Source organism: Rhizobium sp. BK312, assembly GCF_014193605.1.
In the GTDB taxonomy this organism is placed as follows: domain Bacteria; phylum Pseudomonadota; class Alphaproteobacteria; order Rhizobiales; family Rhizobiaceae; genus Rhizobium.
This window is the reverse complement of record NZ_JACHZP010000002.1, coordinates 277,006-296,591: the sequence shown is the minus strand read 5'-3', so window position 1 is coordinate 296,591 and position 19,586 is coordinate 277,006. Positions and strand designations below refer to the sequence as shown.

Annotated in this window: 17 protein-coding genes and 1 pseudogene; 7 read left to right on the top strand and 11 right to left on the bottom strand. The window is 60.4% G+C overall.

Annotated elements, in window-relative coordinates; translation table 11 throughout:
- Window positions 1–41 precede the first annotated feature (41 nt).
- The 5 genes and pseudogenes from mgrA to FHT85_RS30425 all read right to left on the bottom strand — a co-directional run.
- Window positions 42–1,085, bottom strand: a complete 1,044-nt coding sequence (gene mgrA, locus FHT85_RS06090) for an L-glyceraldehyde 3-phosphate reductase (RefSeq protein ID WP_112410450.1) — start codon at window positions 1,083–1,085, stop codon at window positions 42–44.
- 291 nt (window positions 1,086–1,376) lie between these two features.
- A complete protein-coding gene (locus FHT85_RS06085; protein ID WP_112410327.1) occupies window positions 1,377–3,665 on the bottom strand; it encodes a xanthine dehydrogenase family protein molybdopterin-binding subunit in 2,289 nt (762 codons plus the stop codon).
- A complete protein-coding gene (locus tag FHT85_RS06080; RefSeq protein WP_112410449.1) occupies window positions 3,662–4,645 on the bottom strand; it encodes an FAD binding domain-containing protein in 984 nt (327 codons plus the stop codon). The genes FHT85_RS06085 and FHT85_RS06080 overlap by 4 nt, the downstream gene beginning before the upstream one ends.
- Complete coding sequence (locus FHT85_RS06075) at window positions 4,645–5,118, bottom strand: (2Fe-2S)-binding protein (protein WP_075852751.1); 474 nt, start codon at window positions 5,116–5,118, stop codon at window positions 4,645–4,647. The genes FHT85_RS06080 and FHT85_RS06075 overlap by 1 nt, the downstream gene beginning before the upstream one ends.
- A 259-nt stretch (window positions 5,119–5,377) precedes the next feature.
- Window positions 5,378–5,527: pseudogene (locus tag FHT85_RS30425) on the bottom strand (transposase); the annotation flags it as partial.
- 125 nt (window positions 5,528–5,652) lie between these two features.
- On the opposite strand from FHT85_RS30425, the gene FHT85_RS06070 reads away from it, so the two are divergent.
- Window positions 5,653–6,000, top strand: a complete 348-nt coding sequence (locus FHT85_RS06070; protein WP_112410326.1) for an NIPSNAP family protein — start codon at window positions 5,653–5,655, stop codon at window positions 5,998–6,000.
- A gap of 91 nt (window positions 6,001–6,091) precedes the next feature.
- Here FHT85_RS06070 and FHT85_RS06065 read toward each other — a convergent pair whose 3' ends face one another.
- Complete coding sequence (locus FHT85_RS06065) at window positions 6,092–6,295, bottom strand: hypothetical protein (RefSeq protein WP_112336114.1); 204 nt, start codon at window positions 6,293–6,295, stop codon at window positions 6,092–6,094.
- 336 nt (window positions 6,296–6,631) lie between these two features.
- On the opposite strand from FHT85_RS06065, the gene FHT85_RS06060 reads away from it, so the two are divergent.
- From FHT85_RS06060 to FHT85_RS06045, 4 genes are all read left to right on the top strand, one after another.
- On the top strand, window positions 6,632–7,351 hold the full coding sequence (locus FHT85_RS06060) for a CDP-diacylglycerol diphosphatase (RefSeq protein ID WP_112410325.1): 720 nt from the start codon (window positions 6,632–6,634) through the stop codon (window positions 7,349–7,351).
- A 274-nt stretch (window positions 7,352–7,625) separates the two neighbouring features.
- Entirely contained in the window at window positions 7,626–8,087 is a 462-nt protein-coding gene (locus tag FHT85_RS06055; protein WP_112410324.1) for a (2Fe-2S)-binding protein, read from the top strand.
- Complete coding sequence (locus FHT85_RS06050; protein ID WP_112410323.1) at window positions 8,084–10,348, top strand: xanthine dehydrogenase family protein molybdopterin-binding subunit; 2,265 nt, start codon at window positions 8,084–8,086, stop codon at window positions 10,346–10,348. The genes FHT85_RS06055 and FHT85_RS06050 overlap by 4 nt, the downstream gene beginning before the upstream one ends.
- Before the next feature lie 120 nt (window positions 10,349–10,468).
- Entirely contained in the window at window positions 10,469–11,818 is a 1,350-nt protein-coding gene (locus tag FHT85_RS06045; RefSeq protein ID WP_112410322.1) for a c-type cytochrome, read from the top strand.
- 91 nt (window positions 11,819–11,909) lie between these two features.
- On the opposite strand, the gene FHT85_RS06040 is transcribed toward FHT85_RS06045, so the two are convergent.
- The 3 genes from FHT85_RS06040 to FHT85_RS06030 all read right to left on the bottom strand — a co-directional run bounded on the left by FHT85_RS06040 (window position 11,910) and on the right by FHT85_RS06030 (window position 15,218).
- Window positions 11,910–13,097 carry an arabinose transporter gene (locus FHT85_RS06040; RefSeq protein WP_183774017.1) on the bottom strand — a complete coding sequence of 396 codons (1,188 nt, stop codon included), beginning with the start codon at window positions 13,095–13,097 and terminating at the stop codon, window positions 11,910–11,912.
- A 214-nt stretch (window positions 13,098–13,311) separates the two neighbouring features.
- On the bottom strand, window positions 13,312–13,941 hold the full coding sequence (locus tag FHT85_RS06035) for a ParB-like protein (protein ID WP_112336116.1): 630 nt from the start codon (window positions 13,939–13,941) through the stop codon (window positions 13,312–13,314).
- 515 nt (window positions 13,942–14,456) lie between these two features.
- Window positions 14,457–15,218, bottom strand: coding sequence for a phosphatase PAP2 family protein (locus FHT85_RS06030; RefSeq protein ID WP_112410321.1), 762 nt, complete (start codon window positions 15,216–15,218; stop codon window positions 14,457–14,459).
- Window positions 15,219–15,420: 202 nt separating this feature from the next.
- Here FHT85_RS06030 and FHT85_RS06025 point away from each other — a divergent pair, with 202 nt between their 5' ends.
- On the top strand, window positions 15,421–16,113 hold the full coding sequence (locus FHT85_RS06025; protein WP_112410320.1) for a response regulator: 693 nt from the start codon (window positions 15,421–15,423) through the stop codon (window positions 16,111–16,113).
- On the top strand, window positions 16,110–17,339 hold the full coding sequence (locus FHT85_RS06020) for an ATP-binding protein (protein ID WP_112410319.1): 1,230 nt from the start codon (window positions 16,110–16,112) through the stop codon (window positions 17,337–17,339). The genes FHT85_RS06025 and FHT85_RS06020 overlap by 4 nt, the downstream gene beginning before the upstream one ends.
- Before the next feature lie 188 nt (window positions 17,340–17,527).
- On the opposite strand, the gene FHT85_RS06015 is transcribed toward FHT85_RS06020, so the two are convergent.
- On the bottom strand, window positions 17,528–18,685 hold the full coding sequence (locus FHT85_RS06015) for a patatin-like phospholipase family protein (protein WP_112410318.1): 1,158 nt from the start codon (window positions 18,683–18,685) through the stop codon (window positions 17,528–17,530).
- Between the two features lie 36 nt (window positions 18,686–18,721).
- Window positions 18,722–19,468: an acetoacetate decarboxylase gene (locus tag FHT85_RS06010; RefSeq protein WP_015343520.1), complete on the bottom strand. Its 747-nt coding sequence runs from the start codon at window positions 19,466–19,468 to the stop codon at window positions 18,722–18,724.
- Window positions 19,469–19,586 lie beyond the last annotated feature (118 nt).

Sequence of the window (19,586 nt, the reverse complement as noted above, 5' to 3'; positions counted from 1 at the left end):
AAGGGATCTGCCCGCTGGTTCGGGCAGATCCTTCAATCGTATCAGACGGCCTCGTCATGCGAGGGCTTTTCCCAAAGATTGATACCGCCTTCGACGGCATAACGATCGATCTCCGCGAGTTCCTCGGGGCTGAACGTGAGGTCGTTCAGGGCGGCCACGTTTTCCTCGACCTGATGCGCCGAGCTTGCACCGATCAAGGCCGACGTCACGCGCGGATCCCTAAGAACCCAGGCGATGGCAAGCTGAGCGAGCGACTGCCCGCGACGTTTGGCGATCTCGTTGAGCGCCCGGGCGCGATCGATGTTTTCCTCTTTCAAATGCTCCGGACGCAGGAAGTCCCCGCCCGGCCGATTGACGCGGGCATCCTGGGGAACGCCGTTGAGATACTTGTTGGTGAGTAAGCCCTGGGCAAGCGGCGTGAAGGCGATGATACCGGCTCCGACTTCATCCGTCGCGGCAAGCAAATCCTTCTCGATCCAGCGATTGAAGAGATTATAGGCCGGCTGATTGATCAGAAGCGGCACCTGTCGCTCCTTCAGAAGTGCTGCGATTTCACGCGTCTTGTTGCCGGAATAGGACGATACGCCGACATAGAGCGCCTTGCCTTGCCGGACCGCCTGAGCAAGCGCATCGGCCGTTTCCTCCAGCGGCGTCTCCGCATCAAAGCGATGGGAATAGAAGATATCGACATAATCGACACCGAGCCGGGTGAGGCTCTGGTCAAGGCTGGAAAGCAGCGCCTTCTTTGACCCGCCGCCTCGGCCATAGGGACCCGGCCACATATCCCAGCCGGCCTTGGACGAGATGATGAGCTCGTCGCGATAAGCGGCCAGATCCTGTTTCAGGATATGGCCGAAATTGATCTCGGCGCTTCCCGCCGGCGGGCCGTAATTATTGGCGAGATCGAAATGCGTGATGCCGAGATCGAAAGCCTTGAAAAGGATCGACCTTTGGACATCGAGGGGCGTCGTATCGCCGAAATTGTGCCAGAGGCCGAAGGAGATGGCGGGCAATTTGAGGCCGCTTCGACCGCCACGGCGAAAATGGGCCGAGTCATAGCGTTCCGGATCGGGGCGGTAGGTCATGATTTTTGTCTTTCTGTCGATCATGTTGGTGCGGGTAGATCGGGGCACAGAATGGCAGAGAGGCATTCGATGAGAAGCCAATCCATATTTTTTATCGATTAAAGAGGAGAAGTTTTTTCCAGCACAATGAGGTTGCTGACCAAGCGCTTCGAGAACCGCGCCGATCTCGTTTCGGCATTCTGGCGAACCGCACAAAAATCTGCGGTCGCCCATTCCTTCCCGCCGGAACTGGGGTAGCCTCGAAGCATTCGAGCCGCATGCTTTACCCAATGCGGCTCGACCCCCCTGCCCTTAGAGCAGCTTTTCCAATGTGATCGGCAAGTCGCGAACGCGCTTGCCGGTGGCATGGAATACGGCGTTGGCAATCGCCGGCGCCACGCCGACGATACCGACCTCGCCGACCCCCTTGCCGCCAAGTGCCGAGGCATTGAAATCCGGCACACCGACGGAGATCACCTGGATGTCCGGAATGTCGGAATTCGTCGGCACGAGATAATCGCCGACATTGTTGTTGACGGTTCGCCCGTTACGTTGATCGATCAGGCCCTCCTCCAGAAGCGCTTGGCCGATACCCATGATGATGCCGCCGCGCCACTGGCTTTCGACCAATCTCGGATTGTAGAGACGGCCGCAATCGAAGGCGGAGACCATGCGGGAGACGCGTACCGTACCGAAATCCTCGTCGACCCGCACTTCAGCGAAATGGGCGCACCAGCTGTGCATGGAATAATCGCCCATGGTCGGCCCCTGAACCTTAGCCATGGTGGTCCAGGCCTGAAGCTGTTCCTGTGCGTTCGCACCGTCGGGCAGGGTATTGCGCCGGACTTCGATCTCCTCACGTTTCAGCGCGGACATCAGCTCGGCCAGAGTCAGCGATGGGGTTTCGCCGCGCGGTGCCACGATGCGCCCCTCGGCGAAGTTCAGCGTGTTCGCGCCCGTCTCGCGGAAGGGCGAGCTGGCATCGCTGAGGGCAAGGCCGATGAGTTCGTCGCGGGCCGCAACCGCTGCCTTATGTACGGCGCCCATGATCGATCCGGCCAGCATCGAGCCCCCAGCGATCGCCGAACCCGGCAGGCGTGAATCGCCGAGATGGACTTCGACCTGATCCACGGGAATGCCGAAGACTTCCGCGGCACTCTGGGCAAGGATCGTATAGGTCCCCTGCCCCATGTCGATCGCGCCGCTGACGACCTCGACACGGCCGCTCCCAAGGATACGGATCATCGCTTCGCTCGGCGCCCGGATGACCGGGAAGGTGCCGCAACCGATGCCCCAGCCGATCAGCGTCTTGCCATCGCGCATCGAGCGCGGCGCGTGGCTGCGCCGCGACCAGCCGAAGGCTTCAGCGCCCTCAGTGAGCGCTTCTCGCAGCCGGCGTGTCGACCATGGCTTGCCGGACTGATAGTCGTGATCAGCATAGTTCTTCAGCCGAAGCTCCAGCGGGTCCATGCCGAGCTTGTAGGCCAGTTCCTCGATCGCGCATTCGATGCCATAGGCGCTTGGATTCTTACCCGGTCCCCGCAAGGCACCCGGCGTGACGCTATTGACCGGCACGACGCGGTGCTGCGAGGAGAAGTTCTCGACCTTGTAGAGGATTGACGTTGCCGCTCCCGTCTGCTCCGGCCAGTCGGCATCGAGCGAGGTTTCGCTGGCGCCGCGATGGACGATCGCCTGCAGGATGCCATCCTCCGTCGCGCCAAGCGCGATCTTCTGCCTGGTCGCGGCGCGTCCGCCATAGCTGGTGAAATTCTGTGGGCGGGTGACCGCGAGTTTCACTGGTCGGCCGAGCTTTCTGGCGGCCGCGATGGCGACTGCGCCATAGGCGAGCGGCTGCCCCTTGGAGCCGAAACCACCGCCGATAAAGGGCGAGATGATCCGGACATTCTCATAGGGCATGTCGAACCATTCGGAATACATGCGCGCCATGCCATGCGACCATTGGCTGGGTTCCCAGATGGTCAACTGGTCGCCATCCCATTTCGCCGTCAGCCCGTGCGGCTCCATCGCCACGTGATATTCGCGCGGAGTGGAATATTCGGCTTCGATCCGCACCGGGGAAGCGGCAAGTGCAGCCTCGGCATTACCCCAGGCAACCGAGAGCGGCTCCATGAGCTTGCCCTCGCCGGCATTCGGATCGTTGAGATCGGCGACGTGCTTGCTCTCTTCATAGGTGATGCGCACCAACCTGGCGGCCTCCGTCGCCAATTCCCGGCTTTCGGCAATGACGGCGGCAATCGACTGGCCGTTAAACTGCACCTCCCGCGGCAGCGGATAATACGGGCCGTCGGCAGGCTTGTTGCCGCCCCAATCAGCCGAAAGCTTGAGACCGAGATCGTCCTCCGGCGTCAGCACTAACAGCACGCCTGGGATCGCAAGTGCTGCCGAAGCATCGACCTTGATAACGCGGCCGGCCGGAATCGTGCTCTGGATGAGGACGGCATAAGCGAGGTTTTCGACCGGATACTCCAGAGCATAGGTCGCCGTACCCGTCACCTTCATCCTGCCTTCGAAGCGCGACTGACGACCGCCGACGGTGCCGTCGGACGCATCGCCATGTTTGCGGGGTTCCATCATGGTCATGCGAGACCTCTCACTTTGAAAATGACGCGGGCAATGACGCGCGGCGCAAGTTCGATCTTGTAACGATTGCCGCCATGATCGACGGCCCCCTCCATGGCCAACCGGCTGGCTTTTTCGACGGCTTCCGAGGTGAGAGCCTTACCGATCAGCGCTTGCTCCACATTGCGCGCCCGCCAGGGCTTGGTGGCGACCCCGCCGATGGCAATGCGAATATCGCGGACCGTCCTGCCGTCGGCTTCAAGCTCCAGGCCAACTGCGGCACTCGCGGCAGCAAATTCATAGGACTGCCGATCGCGAACCTTGAGGTAGGTGGAGTTCCGGGCGGCGGCGGAGGCAGGAATAGTAACGGCGGTGATGATCTCGCCGCGCTGCAGGACGGTTTCCTTGTTCGGCGTGTCACCGGGAACGAGGAAGAAATCGTCGATGCCAACTTTGCGGCTATCCGTCTCCACCACGGCATCGAATGCGACCAGAGCAACCGCCAGGTCGCCCGGATAGGAGGCGATACAGGCCTCGCTCGTTCCAAGCACGGCGTGATTGCGGGTCATGCCGCCGATCGCCGAACAGCCGGAGCCGGGATTGCGCTTGTTGCAGGCGGGAAAGGCGCCGGGATCGCGGAAATAGGAGCAGCGCGTGCGCTGCAGGAGATTGCCACCGATCGTCGCCATGTTGCGGAGCTGGGCGGAGGCGGCCAGGGACAGCGATTCGGAAACTGCCGGGAAGGCAGCGCGGATATCCTTGTGGTCGGCGACTTGGCTCATCGTGGTAAGCGCGCCGATCGTTGCACCATCGGCGTTAACAGTGATGCCGCTCATGCCGGAGAGATGAGTAATGTCTATGACCGTATCGGGCTCGCCGACACCGCATTTGGCAAGATCGAGCAGCGTCGTTCCGCCGGCAAGCAGCATGGCGCCGGCCTGTTGCGCCGCCTGAGCAGCTTCCGCTGTCGATGTGGCGCGCAGATAGGAGAAGTTTCGCATCATGCCACCTCCGCGGCCTGGCGCACCGCCGCAACGATGCTGTTATAGGCCCCGCACCGACAGAGATTGCCGGACATATATTCGCGGATTTCCGCATCCGATCCGGCATGCCCTTCGCGAATGCAGGCAACCGCCGACATGATCTGGCCCGGCGTGCAATAGCCGCACTGGAAGGCGTCATGCTCGATGAAAGCCGCCTGCACCGGATGCAGATCGCCGGCTTCGCCGGTGAGCCCCTCGATCGTCGTGATCTCGCGACCTTCGGCCTGTGCAGCCAGCGTCAGACAGGATAGCACGCGCTTTCCGTCAACATGGCAGGTGCAGGCGCCGCACTGTCCCTGATCGCAGCCCTTCTTGGTGCCGGTGAGGGAGAGATGCTCGCGCAGCGCATCGAGCAGCGTCACACGTGGCTCGATATCGAGTTCGTGGCGCTGCCCATTGATGTCGAGCGCGATGTGGATGGTTCGTGTCATGATAAGCTCCTGCCATCGTCACGAAGATGAGACCTACGAAATCTAGTAGAAACTCTTCGTCGGTCTACCGGTTGCTATGGGTTTCTTTCAGGAAGACGGAGCCGATGGAATTGTGGTGTCACGGTCGGTTCTCATCTGAATAAGGACGCAAAGGGCGCCATCAATAAACGGAGGCGCCTCCGTTTAAGTTAACGCCTGGCTTGTTTTCGTCAAGCCCCCGGCAGGCGGGCAAATCTTGGAACCGATCGGAGAATGAGAAAGAGCCCCTGCTGTTTGTCCTACGTCGCCCACCACTGCATGCCGGCGGAATCAGGGAATTGATCAACGCCCATTCCCGGTCCGTAAAATCACTTGAAAAATGAAGCCTGCTTCAGTTATGCTCAAATCGAGCAATAGTAGAGCACGTCATCGAAAACGCCGTTTTGTTTCAATACCACAGGGAATCACAACCCGCTGTTATCGCTCAACTATTTTTAAATCTGGCTCGCGGGGACAGTCTCGGCCTGTTCTGAATTCACCCAAGGAGGATTTTTCATGATCCATGAAATGCGCATCTATACTTGCTTGCCCGGCAAGCTGCCAGCGCTCCAGGAGCGCTTCGAAACGGCGACACTGGCGATCTGGAGCCGGCTCGGCATCCGCCCCCTCGGTTTCTGGACGACGATGGTCGGCCCCTCCAGCAACGACCTCATCTATTTCCTTGAATGGCAATCGCTGGAGGAGCGCCAGCGGAAATGGGCGGCGTTCGTGGCTGATCCGGCCTGGAGGGAGGCTCTGGCTAGGAGCGAGACGGCAGGCCCGATCATCGCCAATATCGCCAGTTCGATCCTGCAGCCGACTGGATTCTTTCGCCCCTTTATCTCCGTCGAGGCCGATGGCTGAAAACCGATAGAAGATTGATGGGCCTGAGGTAAAAGCCGGGACATGCCCGGCTTTCAAAATCTTTTCGACGCGCGCGCCTGCTGCTTTCCAGTCAGCCGTTTTGATCGCTGCTATTATCGGCAGCCGGCTCCTGCTCTTTTTCCTTCAGCACGTCCGTCAGCTTGTTGACGCCTTCAAAGCCGGCGACGGCGGCGGCGGCCTTCGTCAGGAAACCGGCATTCGGGTCGACAGCCTCGACGGCCTCGTCGGCAGCCACGGCACCTGCAACTTCTTCAATCAGCTTTCCGATACCCATTTCAAGCTCCTGATCGTTTTTTTGTCTGCCGCAAATTGCGGCGATCGAGCGTTGCGAACGCCTCGCAGCGGATGTTTGGAAGGTCACTACAAGTGACCTTTTCCTCCCTGGGGCGAGGCATGGTTTTCCCCGGCTCCTGCCATTTAGGCAACCAAACTGAAAGCGGCCTTAGCCCAAGATGAAGCGAAGCTGATGTTGCGCAATCTCTACGGCACGCGCCTGCCCGCATTTGACACTTGCCGCCGTCAAGCCGTCACATCAGCCTAATAGGCCTATGCTAAGCCCTCCGAAATCTCGAACAATGCCAAACCGTTTGAACCTGGGAAATTTCCTGCCATGACATTCTCGCGTCGCGTCACGGCTCTTGCCGCATCCTTCCTCCCCTTCCTTTTCGCGCCGGCCTTCGCCGACTCCGACGTGCTCTGGAAGATCGTTCATGACAAGTGCGTCATACAAACTGCACCCTGCCTTTCGGTAAATACGGCCGAGCACTATGCGATGCTGAAGGATCTTCGCGGCGTGGCGCAGGTTCTGCTGATTCCGACCGATAAGATCACAGGCATGGAGAGCGCGGCACTCCTCGATCCTGCAACACATAACTATTTTGCCGATGCGTGGGCGGAGCGGGGTGACGTCGAGGCCCGCTTGCCACATGCGCTCCCGCGCGACGGCCTCAGCCTGGCCGTCAACGCGCAGCAGGCGCGCTCGCAGAACCAGCTGCATATCCACGTCGATTGCCTGAGCGCCGCCGCACGGGCTGCCCTCAAGGCCGATGCCGACAAGATCGGCACCGACTGGGCACCCCTTCCCGATACTATCGCCGGGCATACGTTCACGGCGCTCCGTGTCAAGGGCGAGACACTGGGCGACTTCAATCCGTTCCTGGCGCTTGCCAGGACATTGAAGGACCCGGCGAAGGAAATGGGCGATCACAATCTCGTGGTCGTCGGGGCCGATTTTGCCGATGGTCCCGGTTTCATCGTCCTCACCGATGTCGCAACGCCCGGCATGGGCGGCGAGGACGTGCAGGATCATAGCTGCTCAATAACGCATTGAGATCAGTAAGTTACGGCATAGATCGACGACCATATCGTCTCCCCATCGGCCCAGCGAGAACCTTGCTTCAGCAGTCAAGATGGGCTTGGAAGCCAATTTATGAATCTGGCTTCTAACGTCTATCGCGATTCACCTACTAATCTTTTTGATGCAGGCGGTTCAGTGTTATAGTCCGGGTTGTGAGCCTGAGCTATACGCCCGTTCGTTGAGCATCCAGATCATCGAACAGCACCGGCATTGAAGGTTCGCGATCGAAAGCCTCAGGAGGCGCCTCATGAATCTTCAGATCAATAACCAATCCTACCAAGTCGATTCGGAGGGAGATACGCCGCTCCTCTGGATCATCCGCGACGAGCTGGGCATGACCGGCACGAAATATGGCTGCGGATTGGCAGAATGCGGTGCCTGTTCCGTTCTTGTCGATGGCGAAGTGGTGCGCTCCTGCGTAACGCCGCTCGACAGCGTCGCCGGCCGCCAGATTACGACGATCGAAGCGATCGAGGCGGACCCGGTTGGAAAGCGTGTTGTCGCCGCCTGGGTCAAGCATCAGGTCCCGCAATGCGGCTACTGCCAATCGGGACAAGTCGTGGCCGCGACCGCACTTCTCAAGCAGATACCTAATCCTTCCGATGATGAGATCGCTGCGGCGATGATCAATCTCTGTCGATGCGGCACCTACAACGCGATCAAGACGGCAGTCAAAGATCTCTCTTCCAAGGAAGGAGAAACGCTATGACCGAAACCAGCCGCAATCTCGTTCCCGAAGATGAGTTTCCCACGGGAGCTCCAGTCAACATCTCACGCCGGCACTTTCTCCTGACATCAGCCGGTGCCGCCGCGGGTGCATTCGTGCTTGGTTTCGGCGTTCCGGTTGGCCGCGCGCGAGCCCAGCAGGCGGCAAGCCCAATGCCTCCAGGCACACGCGTTCCCGCCTTTCTCGAAATCCGCCCGGACAGCACCATCCGCTTCATGAGCCCCTTCGTCGAAGGCGGCCAAGGCGTCTTCACTGCCATGGCCCAGATCGTCGGCGAGGAACTCGATGCCGACCCGAAAACCTTCGTCGTCGAAAACGCGCCCACGGGCAGCGACTATCTGGTCGTACATGGCCAGATGCGCATCACTGGCGGCAGCATGTCGGTGCGCACCAGCTATGAGACCATGCGCCGGCTCGGCGCGCTCGCCCGCAACATGATCCTGCAAGCCGCCGCCAAGCGCCTGGATGCGCCGATTACCGAACTGACGACGGAACCCGGCCGGGTCATTCATGCCGCATCGGGCCGCAGCCTCGCCTATGGCGACGTTGCGAGCGAAGCACTGGATCTGCCGGTTCCCGCTCCTGAGAGCGTGACGCTTCGGGACCCAAGCAAATTCCGCTGGATCGGCAAACCGGTTGAGCGGCTCGATATCCACGACAAGTCGACAGGCAAGGCAGTCTACGCCATTGATTGCAAGGTTGACGGCATGTTGCATGCCGCCGTGCAGCACGCGCCGCGCCTCGGCCTGACCATCGGCAAGATCCGCAACGAAGAGCAGCTCAAGGCAATGCCGGGTGTTCATTCCGTCCACAGCCTGCCCGGCGCTGTTGCAGTCGTCGCCGAGCGCTGGTGGAATGCCAAGCGGGCAGCCGAGGCCGCCCAGGTCGATTGGCGCGAGCCCGGCCCGGACGCCGATCCCGCCTTCCGTTACATGCCCGCCGATTTCTCGACCGCAGCCTTTAACGACAGGCTCGCCAACGAGCCGGGCAATGGCAAGGAAGCGGAGAATGTCGGCGATATCGCCAAGGCGTTCGACGGCGCCAAGACAGTCGTTTCCGCCACCTACCGGAGCCAGTATCTGCATCATGCGCAGCTGGAGCCTCCGTCCACGCTGGCCCGCTTCAACCCGGACGGCAGTCTCGAACTCTGGATGCCCAACCAGGCGCCCGAGCAATTCCAGGCCGACATAGCCAAGCTGACCGGCCTCGATCCATCGAAGGTGATAATCCACAGCCCCATCCTGGGCGGCTTCTTCGGACGGCATTTCCTGTATCCATCGGCCAATCCCTATCCGCAGGCCATCCAGCTCGCAAAAGAGGTCGGGCGGCCGGTCAAGCTCATCTGGAGCCGCGAGGAGGAATTCCTGCGCGATCCGATGCGTCCCATGGCCGCCGTACGCTTTCGCGGCGCACTCGACGCCAGCGGCATGCCGGTGGCACTCGAGGCCATCAGCGCTTGCGAGGGTCCGACGGAAGGCGTCTACGGTCATAAGGAGGATTCACTCGATCCGACGGCCCTGGAGGGCCTTGCCGGCAAATCCTATGCAATCCCGAACTACCGCATCGCGCAGATCTACGTCAAAAACCCGACGACGCTCGCCTATTGGCGCTCTGTCGGCAATTCCATGAACGACTTCTTCTACGAGACGTTCCTAGACGAGCTAGCCGACAAGGGTGGGCAGGACCCCTATGAGCTGCGCCTCAAGCTGCTGCAAAAAAACGAGCGGCTGAGTAATCTCCTGAAAGCGGCCGGCGACCTCTCCGGCGGCTGGAAACGGGGGCCCTTCACGGCAGGCGACGGTTCGCGGCGCGCGCGCGGCGTGGCAATGGCCTCTCCGTTCGGTAGCCACACTGCTGCCATCGCCGAAGTGTCGATCCGCAACGGCCAGGTCGTCGTCCATGACGTCTGGGAAGCGATCGACCCCGGCAGCATCGTCAATCCGGCGATTATCGAAGCGCAGGTCAATTCGGCGACGGCGCTCGGAATGTCACAGGTTCTGATGGAGGAGGCCGTCTACAAGAACGGCGAGCCGGTGGCGCGCAATTACGACCTCTATCCGATCCTGCCGCCGGATCGCATGGCGCGCGTTCACGTCCGCATCGTCGAAAGCGGGGCGGAAATGGGCGGCATCGGCGAGCCGGGCCTGCCAGCCATCCCGCCGGCGGTCGCCAATGCGGTTTCCACGCTGACAGGCAAGCGGATACGCAGCATGCCTCTCTCCAACTACACCTTTGAAAGCTGAGGCGCAGCACTCGCTGCGCCAAGCACACATCCGGCTCTCGGCTCATTTCTGGTCCGAGAGCCGGCTCGGTTGGCTCTAGCCGCGTAAAAAATCCCGAAGCAAAGACATGAGGGCACACCTTTGAAGAAACTTCTTCTGGTTCTTCTCCTGATTATCGTGCTTGTGGCCGGCGGCGTCGCATGGTTCGTAACCCGCACGCCGGCATCTCCCTTCGACAATGTCGCCGCGATACAGGCGCCCTCGGAGGACCTGCTCCAGCACGGCGAATATGTCGCGCGCCTCGGCGACTGCGTCGCCTGTCACAGCACGCCAAAGAGCGCCCCCTTCGCCGGCGGGCTGGAGATGGGGACACCGCTCGGCTCCATCTTCACGACCAACATCACGCCCGACAAGGAAGCCGGGATCGGCAACTATACGCTCGCCGATTTCGATCGCGCTGTGCGCCAGGGTGTTGCCCGCGATGGGCATCGCCTCTATCCGGCCATGCCTTATCCTTCCTATGTGAAGATGAGCGACGACGACATTCGTGCGCTCTATGCCTATTTCATGAATAGGGTCGAGCCTGTGAAACAGGCGGACAAACCTTCCGACATCAAATGGCCGATGAACATGCGCTGGCCGCTGGCGCTCTGGAACGCGGTCTTCACCGAAGGCGGCACCTATCAGCCGAAAACGGCCGGCGATGACCAGTGGAACCGTGGCGCCTATCTCGTTCAAGGGCCAGGCCATTGCGGCAGCTGCCATACGCCCCGCGCCATCACTATGGCTGAAAAGGCGCTGGATGAGAGCAGCCCGCTCTATCTTTCCGGCGCTCTTCTCGACGGCTGGTATGCGCCGAGCCTGCGTGGCGACCCCAATACCGGCCTTGGGCGCTGGAGCGAGGACGATATCTATGCCTTCCTAAAGACCGGCAGGAACGGTCATGCCGTCGTCTTCGGCTCGATGGCGGATGCCTTCAACAATTCGACACAGTTCATGAATGATGACGATCTGAAGGCAATAAGCCATTACCTGAAATCCCTGCCCGGCGATCCCGCCCGCGACGGCACCCCCTGGCAATATGACGAAGGTACCGCCCAGAACGTATCGCTTTCCAACCGCGAGAACATCCCGGGTGCCCAGACATTCGTCGCCAAATGCAGCTTCTGCCACGGCGTCGACGGACGCGGAAAGCAGCAATGGATTCCGCCGCTCGCCGGCTCTGCCGCTTCACTTGCGAAGGAAAACGCGTCGCAGATCAATGTAACGCTGAACGGCTCCAGCCGGGTCGTGGCGAGCGGCATTCCGGATGCCTATCGCATGCCGCCGTTCCGCCAGCAGCTTTCGGACCAACAGATCGCCGATGTCCTGACATTCGTGCGCTCATCTTGGGGAAATCATGGCGGAGCGGTTGCGGCAAACGATGTGAAGGCGTTGCGCGAGCATGCGGATCCGGCCAGCAGCAGCCCGATCATATTGCAGATGCGGTAGCTTTCTACCGCATCTGGCTATTGCCGGCACAAAGCAGTTGTCGCGAAGTGCTTTATGCGGCCCCCGCCGGGCAGCAGGGGCCGTGTATCGTTCAATTGAATGCGACGGTTCGTATTCTACGGAGCGAGAACGCAATCAACAGGCCAGCCATCGCAGCGATAGCGCCCGCCAGGAAGACGCTGCCATAGCCGGCCCGGTCGGCCAAAAGGCCGGCGAATGGCCCCGTCAGCCCGTAGGCGAGGTCCTGAAAGGCCGAGAAGCCGCCAAGCGCCGTGCCGCGCAGATGCGGCTCCACCCGCCGGACGACCTCGCGGCCCATGGAAGGGTAGATCAGCGAGCATCCGAGACCGGTCAAAAAGGCACCCGCGAGCGCGAGCACGGGATCGGTGGCACTCCAGATCAACAATTGGCCTACCGCTTCGACGGCCAGTGACCCGAGGGCGACCGGCAAGCCACCGATACGATCAGGCAGATGGCCGAAGAACACGCGCACCAGAACGAAGCCGACGCCGAAGGCGGTCAAGCCCAGCCCAGCGTAGTTCCATCCCTGGTCGAGGAAATAGAGCGTGAAGAAGGCGCCGATGGCGGCAAAGCCTATGCCCTGAAGGCACACGATCGCCCCATACAGCCAGATCCTGCTGACGACATTCCAAAATGGCGGGCGCTGCTCACCGGGATGCGGCGCAACGCCGGGAACTCTCCAGATCGCCACCAGCCCGAGGAACGGCAGGACGGCGCTGATCGCCATCGTCCCGGCAAAGCCGAACCGGCTGAACGACATCAACCCGATCGGCCCGCCCACCGCAAGCGCTCCATAGATGGCAGCGCCGACCAGTGCCAGGACCCGGCCCGAACGCGCCGGGCCAACAGAGCCGATGCCCCAGGCGATGACGCCAACGGCGACCAGACTTTCACCCAGCCCCAGAGCCAAGCGTCCCAGAAGGAGGAGCAGGAAGGATGACAATGGCATGTGCGCCAGCAGGCCGGCGACCAGAGCCGTCAAAGCCCCGACTATATAGAATGCAAGCCCCCGCGTCACAGCCACCTTGGCGCCACGATGGTCCGAAAGCACGCCGGCATAACCGCGCGTGAGGATCGTCGCCAGAAAGGCGATGCCGACGCCGAGCCCCGCCCAGACATTGCCGAGCAGCAGTTGTCCGCTCACGTAAAGCGGTACGATCGGAAACGAAATGCCGATGCAAAGATAGGAAATGAAGAGAATGGCGCTGAGCAGCATCAGCCGGCCGCGCGCCGGATCAGGTGTCGATTGAAAAGCCATGATAATCTCCAGGCTTTTCCTCGATCGGCGAAGGCATAAAAAAAACGCACTCCGACCGACGAGGATCGTTGAGTGCGTTGCTTGACGTCAAACGCTTACGGCCAGCAAGGCTGGCTGCATCTGCAATATGCGCTTGCTAAATCAGAGTCAATCCGAGCTCGCGAAGCTGAGCGGTCGGCCAACGAAGCTTCAGGCTTGCGAGATCGGTTCAGAGTTATTCGGCGACCGGACCGCACCAGCCGGGCAGGTAATCGGCATCCTTGTGCTTGGCAAGATCGTGCGCCTTTTCCAGCGCGGCCTTGAAATTCTTCTCTAGATCTTTGCGCTTGATGCGGCGGCGCAAGAAATCAGCCCAGAGAAATTCGCTGAACGGCGTCGTGTCCTTGGCATAGCCGCCGACATGCCGCAGCTCGCCAGCCAAAGAGCGATAGGGATCGTCGATCAGATCCTTGATGCTCTTCGGGATGTCTTCATAGCCACGGCGTTTCCCCTCTTCGTCAAAGGGATGCATCCAGTCATGACAGTCCATGACGAACCAAAAGGATTCCCGGTCAAGTCGCGAAAGATCGGCAACCGTCGTGACGAGAACATTCTTAACCCCTTCCTCATAAAGCGCGAGCGAAAGATGGTGATGATCGATGACATAGTATTGACCGCGCGGTCCCCGAATGGTCGGCACCATGTGATTTCCGAGGAACTCACCGGCCTTATCGCCCGCCGCTTCCGCCTTGAGGCGCCAAGCCTTGCGCTTGGCCTTGACTTCGCGCATGCCGACGGTGATCTGGGTGGGTCTCAATTCTTCGATGGGAACTGGATGCAGGATCGGTTCGCGCAGCGTAACCATTTGAAAGCTCTCCGCAAAGGCAGGACGATCCAAGCCTAGCATAACCGGCCGATCCGGCAAGGTCGGCGCTATATGCTCGTCGGCAAGCTGTATCGGCTGAAGGCGAACCTGCCGTGAGACGCACAGCTCATGTTTGGAGATCAATTGCCTGTCATGCGGCTTTCTTGATCACCGTAAACTGCGAACGCCTGTAGAAGGCCAGCATTTCCCGCTCGAAACTCTCGACGGCAAGTAGGACCCACGGCTCGTAATGGTCTTTGCGGGACCGCATCCTGCGCCGGCCATCCATCTCGAGCATTCCCCGTAACGCCCAATCTACCAACCCCATCCCATCACTCTCACCCTGACCAGGTCCTTTCGCCGTCCGCCTTACCGGCCTTGATCGCGTTCGGCGGCATGGCGAACGCTAAATAGGTAAACGCTGATCGAAGGAAAGGTGAAGAAACGTTGTGTTAAGGTTTGTAACATCCGTTTGCTTGGAACTGTCGCATTGCGGAGACACCCTGGCGATAGGGTCATTTGAACATAAGGCGCGTGACGTAGCGATCGATGGCCCGCGAATTCGCGCCGATCCAGCGCCAGATCATGGCCATGGCGAACATGGTCAAAAGCCACCCGAGCATGACATCCGACAGGAAATGAGCACCGAAGATCACGCGGTTGAATGCCACGATCAGCGAGCATGGCACCATGATCGCCGCGGCAATCCATCTGCGCCGTGCAGGCACGAGAATCAACAGGGACAACGCAGCCGCAGCCGCGGCGGCTTCGCCGGAAGGAAAGGAACAATTGCGGCTGCACGCCCCAGAAAACTGCCATACCGGCGTAAAGTCCGCCGTGCCCCCGAATTCGATCAAGTCACGGGGGCGTACACGTCCGATTGCGACCTTCAGCGTCTGCACGATCAATAGCGGCCCGGCGGCAAAGCTCAGAAGCACGAACAATGGCTTGTGGGGAGGGCAGAACCGCAGTCGCCGCGGCAGGAAGACATGCAGAACCACGGTGACAGCCATGGCGCCGACAATATAGGGCTGGCTTTGGCGAGCGATGTCCCTCACCGCTTTCAGCCAGGGATTCTCCACCAGCCAGAAAGCATGCCCATGGGCAAACAGGCGCACGACCGCCAGATCGAGCTTCGGAAAAACCACAAAGACGAAGCTGGTCCAGACGATCAGCATGCCGATAACAGCCAATTCGCTATCCGCAGTTGCCTGCAGCTGACGCGGCCGCATTTGACCGGAGCCGGCGCTCCAAGAATTTGATGCAAATTTCCACATGCCATGTCTCCAACGGCGGAACGGCGCCAAGCTGAAGCCCGATTGTCAAGAAATGGCGAAGATCGCATGAAGGCTCTGTTCAGAATCGGCCATCGGACGATCGGAAAACTGTTTGGAAATTGCGGAAGCGGGCTTAGTCCGCAATAGTAAGGTTCGGGCGACAAAGTCGAACGGAAAACGGAAGAAGCACAGGGCGCTAGGGGTGGATAACAGTCTCGTTCTTATTGTCGAGGATGAACCGGCGATCGCGCAGATACTCGAGGGCTATCTGACGCGGGACGGCTTTCGCACGGTTCGCGCCGGCGACGGCGAAACCGCACTGCAGCACCATGCGCTTTTGAAGCCGGATCTCGTGCTGCTGGATGTTCGCCTGCCGAAACTGGACGGCTTCGGCGTGCTCGGCCGCCTGCGTCAGGCCGGCTCGACGCCGGTCATCATGGTTACGGCCGTTGCTGACGACATCGACCGCCTGAGCGGATTGCGCCTTGGTGCCGACGACTACATCGTCAAGCCGTTCAACCCGCAGGAAGTTGTCGCCCGCGTCAGAGCGGTCTTGCGCCGGACGCAGGGCGAGCGAGCAGACGCCATCAAGCGCTTCGGCGCGCTGGAGGTCGACTTCGGCAGCTATACCGTCTTCATCAACAAGGACAAGCGCCGTATTGCATTGCCGCTGACGCTCAGCGAATTCCGCATCCTCGCCTATATGATCCGCCATCCGACCCAGGCTTTCGCGCGTGCCGATATTCTCGATGCCTGCCTGCCGGAAAGCGATGCTTTGGTGCGTACCGTCGACACGCACATTTCCAATCTCAGGCGCAAACTGGAGGAAATGGGGCAGATCGGCTTCTTTCCTGCCGTACGCGGCATCGGCTATCGCTTTTCGGACCCGAGATGAAGAAACCGAGATTTCCTAGCGCGCCGCTTGCCACGCTCACGGCCGTCGTCATCACGATCATGCTGCTGCTCAGCGTCGGCCTGACCTATCTGGGGGTCAACTGGTACGCGACCTATCTGGAGCAGGGTATCAGCGATGCCCTGCCGCCGCGAGCCGCAACAGCCTACAAGATGTTGAGTGAAAACAAGATCCCTGATGGGGATTCGTTGAAGCTGCTTGTCGAACATCTTAATTCGCTGACGGAGCCGACAGATCTTAAGGTGCAGCTTTCCGTGCTCGTCTTCGGCCTCATGTCAGCGCTCCTCTGCGCCGTGATCGGCGTCTTCCTGGCGCGTCGGCTCACACATCCGCTCGAAGAGCTCACCTCTGCCGCCGAGGGCCTTAAATCAGGCGACTTCTCCGTCCGCGTCCCCGCCCCCTATCGAAGCGCCCGCGAAGTCGCGAGCCTTGTCGAAACCTTCAACGCTCTTGCGACCAGCCTGGAGACGATGGAGGAACGATTGCGTTTCAACAACATGGCGGTTGCACACGAGCTGCGCACGCCATTGACCATCCTGCAAGGATCACTGCAAAGTATGCTCGACGGCGTATTTCCGATGGACCGGAAAATCATTTCCGATCTCCTCCTGCAGGTCGAAGGTCTGGGGCGGGTTGTCGAAGACCTGCGCACATTGTCGCTCGCCATCGGCCAGAAGCTGGTGATGGAGCGCCAACGCATCGACGCATCGCGATTGGTCGAGACTGTCATCGCCGTGGCAAAGCCCATGCTGGAAGCCAGCAGGCTGCAGGTCGAAACGGAGCTGAAACCCGCCTGGATTTCAGCCGACTCCCCGCGTATCCGTCAGGCTGTATTGGCGCTTTTCGAAAATGCATGCCGCTACGCTGCAGAGGGCGGCTCGCTGCGATGCGAAACCGAGCAGGTGGCGGACGATAGCGTCATCATCCGCGTTCTCGATCGCGGCCCCGGATTTCCGCTGGATATGGATGCCGTCGCCGTTAACCCGTTCTGGCGTGGCGACCCCTCGCGTTCGCGCGCGACCGGCGGCACCGGACTGGGGCTATCCGTGGTGCAGGCAATCGCGCTTGCCCATGGCGGGCACCTGGAATTCGCAAACCGGCCGGAAGGCGGCGCGATGGTGTCAATCCATTTGACGGACAGCACGCCAGGAGAAACACATGGTTTCGATGAGCAGGAAACAGCATCCCGCCAATGCGGGCTTTGTTGAGCAAAACCATCGCGGCCGAGCGGACCCTAAAAATCTCCCCGGACCGGCGCAATCGTCTGCGGTAGCGGTCTAGAGCATTCACGCTTTTCTTCGAATCGCGAAAACGCTCTATCTTCTTGTTCTTACGCAGTTCCGGACGCAAAACCGCTTCGCACTTTTGCTGGAACTGCTCTAGCGCAACATCGGTCTCATGCCGGGTCTTCCCGGTGCAGATCGTGGATAGCGACGGCGTCGTCGGTAAACGGCGGTAACAGCCAGTCGGTGTGGCGCAGCGTCCGCTTCGTATCCTCGAGGCCCATATCCCAGTGCTCTCGCATCGAGGTGCCAGAGAACTCGTAATCCTTGGCGTGACCTTCGTAGTTCTTGTGCTGATAGATCAGGTGCACAATGTTGACGACACCGGCATCGGAATAATCGGCGATCAGTTCTTCCTCTTCTGCGGTCAGCTGATCCCTAGGGACACGCTTCAGCGCACCCAGAAGCTTCATCTTCAGTCCATGGATGCGCTTGAAATTATCGGTGTTCTGCCGCGTGCGGCTCGAATACATGATGTCCTTGTGGCGCGAAAGGACATCCGGCATGCTGCGCGGCAGGACGCCGCGGGCGCTGAACAGATCCACCTGGAAGACGAGCGAACTGCGGTCTTCTTCCTGATCGAGCAGATATTGCAGCGGCGTGTTGGAGACGATGCCGCCGTCCCAGTAATATTCGCCCTCGATACGGATGGACGGGAGTGCCGGCGGCAGGGCGCCACTCGCCATGATGTGCTCGGGGCCAATGCGGATATTATCGGTGTCGAAGTAGACGAAGTTGCCGGTGCGCACATTCACCGCGCCGACGCTGAAACGCTTCTTGCCGTCATTCAGCACGTCGAAATCGATCAGCATCTCCAGCGTCTTCTTGAGGTCTGCCGAGTCATAGAAGCTGGTGGCACCTTCTGCGCCCGGCAGCTCCAGCCAGGGATTGGGAAAGCGCGGCTTGAAGAAGCCGGGCTGGCCCATGGTCATCGTCATCCACGAGCTGGTGCGGTTGCGGATATCGCGAAAGAAATCGCCTTCGGGCGTATAGGCCCAGATCTTGCGGCCGGAGATGATCTGCCAGAATTGCTCCAGACGCTGCAGCCGCCGACCAGGCTCGTTGCCGGCGATGATCGCGGCATTGACCGCGCCGATCGAGACGCCGGAAAGCCAAGTCGGCTCGCATCCCGCTTCGGCAAGCGCCTCGTAGACGCCGGCCTGATAGGCGCCGAGCGCGCCGCCGCCCTGAAAAACCAGGGCGACACGATCATATTGAGCGGCAATTTCCGATATGGTTGGGGCTGCGGCCTTGGTGTTTCGTTCAAGCACGGTCCGTCTCCAGCATGAAATAGCAATGAGGTTTGGTTATCTGCGCTCTGCGAGATAGTCGTGAACGACTTCGCCGAGGCCGAGCGTCAGATCGGCGGTGAAATGAACCGCGGAAACCACTTCCAGCACAGGCAGCCGTGCGACGTCGGCCATGACATGCGGCCGAAGATCGAGAGCGGCCGGCGAGGTCCAGGCTTCCTTGATGGTGATATCGGTTAAGTAGTAGCGCACAAGCTCGCAGATGCGCGGGGTGGCGTCGACATGCGGCACGATCTTGATCAGGAAGTTGGGTTCCGAGAGAGCGGACAGAAGCGGTCCCTGGTCGATCGGCTTGTGCTTGTAACCCATCGTTCCCGTTGCGCAAAGGACGCTGCCATAATGCAGCGTGCCGACGATAACTTCGCCCTCGTTGACGATCTTCGGGCTGGCAAGCTTTTTCGGGAAGCCCCAGATCTCGCGGCCGCCGGTGATCGGCGCATCGTCATCCAGATACATGGAGTGGACATAGCCGCCCTTTTGTCCACGATAGGTCACCGGGATCACCTGTCCGGTCTCGGTATAATCACCGAAGCCAGTGGAATCCGGCATGCGGATGAATTCGTATTTCACCAGCGGCTCGTCGATTTCGAGCGGCGCGGGCACGACGGCCTCAAGCGCCTCGCGCGAGGTCCGGTAGGTGATGATGATATATTCGCGATCGAAGAACCGATAAGGCCCCGGAGGATAGGAGGGATTGGTCAGCGGCATTGCATAGGCATGCTTGAGAATGTCTTCGACCTTCATCGTATTTTCCGTCGTTGGAGGAAACAGCGAGGCGCCGGCGGCAAATTTGCACGGTTGCATGACAGTGAAGTGTCAGGTGCCGAAGGGTTGCGGCGAGAGGCGAAACCGCACTGTTATC

Coding starts and splice junctions, on each gene's coding strand:
- FHT85_RS06080 (WP_112410449.1), bottom strand. CDS start 4,645: ATGCGAAACTTCTCCTATCTGCGCGCCACATCGACAGCGGAAGCTGCT.
- FHT85_RS06040 (WP_183774017.1), bottom strand. CDS start 13,097: ATGGCTTTTCAATCGACACCTGATCCGGCGCGCGGCCGGCTGATGCTG.
- FHT85_RS06010 (WP_015343520.1), bottom strand. CDS start 19,468: ATGAAGGTCGAAGACATTCTCAAGCATGCCTATGCAATGCCGCTGACC.
- FHT85_RS06065 (WP_112336114.1), bottom strand. CDS start 6,295: ATGGGTATCGGAAAGCTGATTGAAGAAGTTGCAGGTGCCGTGGCTGCC.
- FHT85_RS06060 (WP_112410325.1), top strand. CDS start 6,632: ATGACATTCTCGCGTCGCGTCACGGCTCTTGCCGCATCCTTCCTCCCC.
- FHT85_RS06030 (WP_112410321.1), bottom strand. CDS start 15,218: ATGTGGAAATTTGCATCAAATTCTTGGAGCGCCGGCTCCGGTCAAATG.
- FHT85_RS06085 (WP_112410327.1), bottom strand. CDS start 3,665: ATGACCATGATGGAACCCCGCAAACATGGCGATGCGTCCGACGGCACC.
- FHT85_RS06035 (WP_112336116.1), bottom strand. CDS start 13,941: ATGGTTACGCTGCGCGAACCGATCCTGCATCCAGTTCCCATCGAAGAA.
- FHT85_RS06055 (WP_112410324.1), top strand. CDS start 7,626: ATGAATCTTCAGATCAATAACCAATCCTACCAAGTCGATTCGGAGGGA.
- FHT85_RS06070 (WP_112410326.1), top strand. CDS start 5,653: ATGATCCATGAAATGCGCATCTATACTTGCTTGCCCGGCAAGCTGCCA.
- FHT85_RS06020 (WP_112410319.1), top strand. CDS start 16,110: ATGAAGAAACCGAGATTTCCTAGCGCGCCGCTTGCCACGCTCACGGCC.
- FHT85_RS06075 (WP_075852751.1), bottom strand. CDS start 5,118: ATGACACGAACCATCCACATCGCGCTCGACATCAATGGGCAGCGCCAC.
- FHT85_RS06050 (WP_112410323.1), top strand. CDS start 8,084: ATGACCGAAACCAGCCGCAATCTCGTTCCCGAAGATGAGTTTCCCACG.
- mgrA (WP_112410450.1), bottom strand. CDS start 1,085: ATGACCTACCGCCCCGATCCGGAACGCTATGACTCGGCCCATTTTCGC.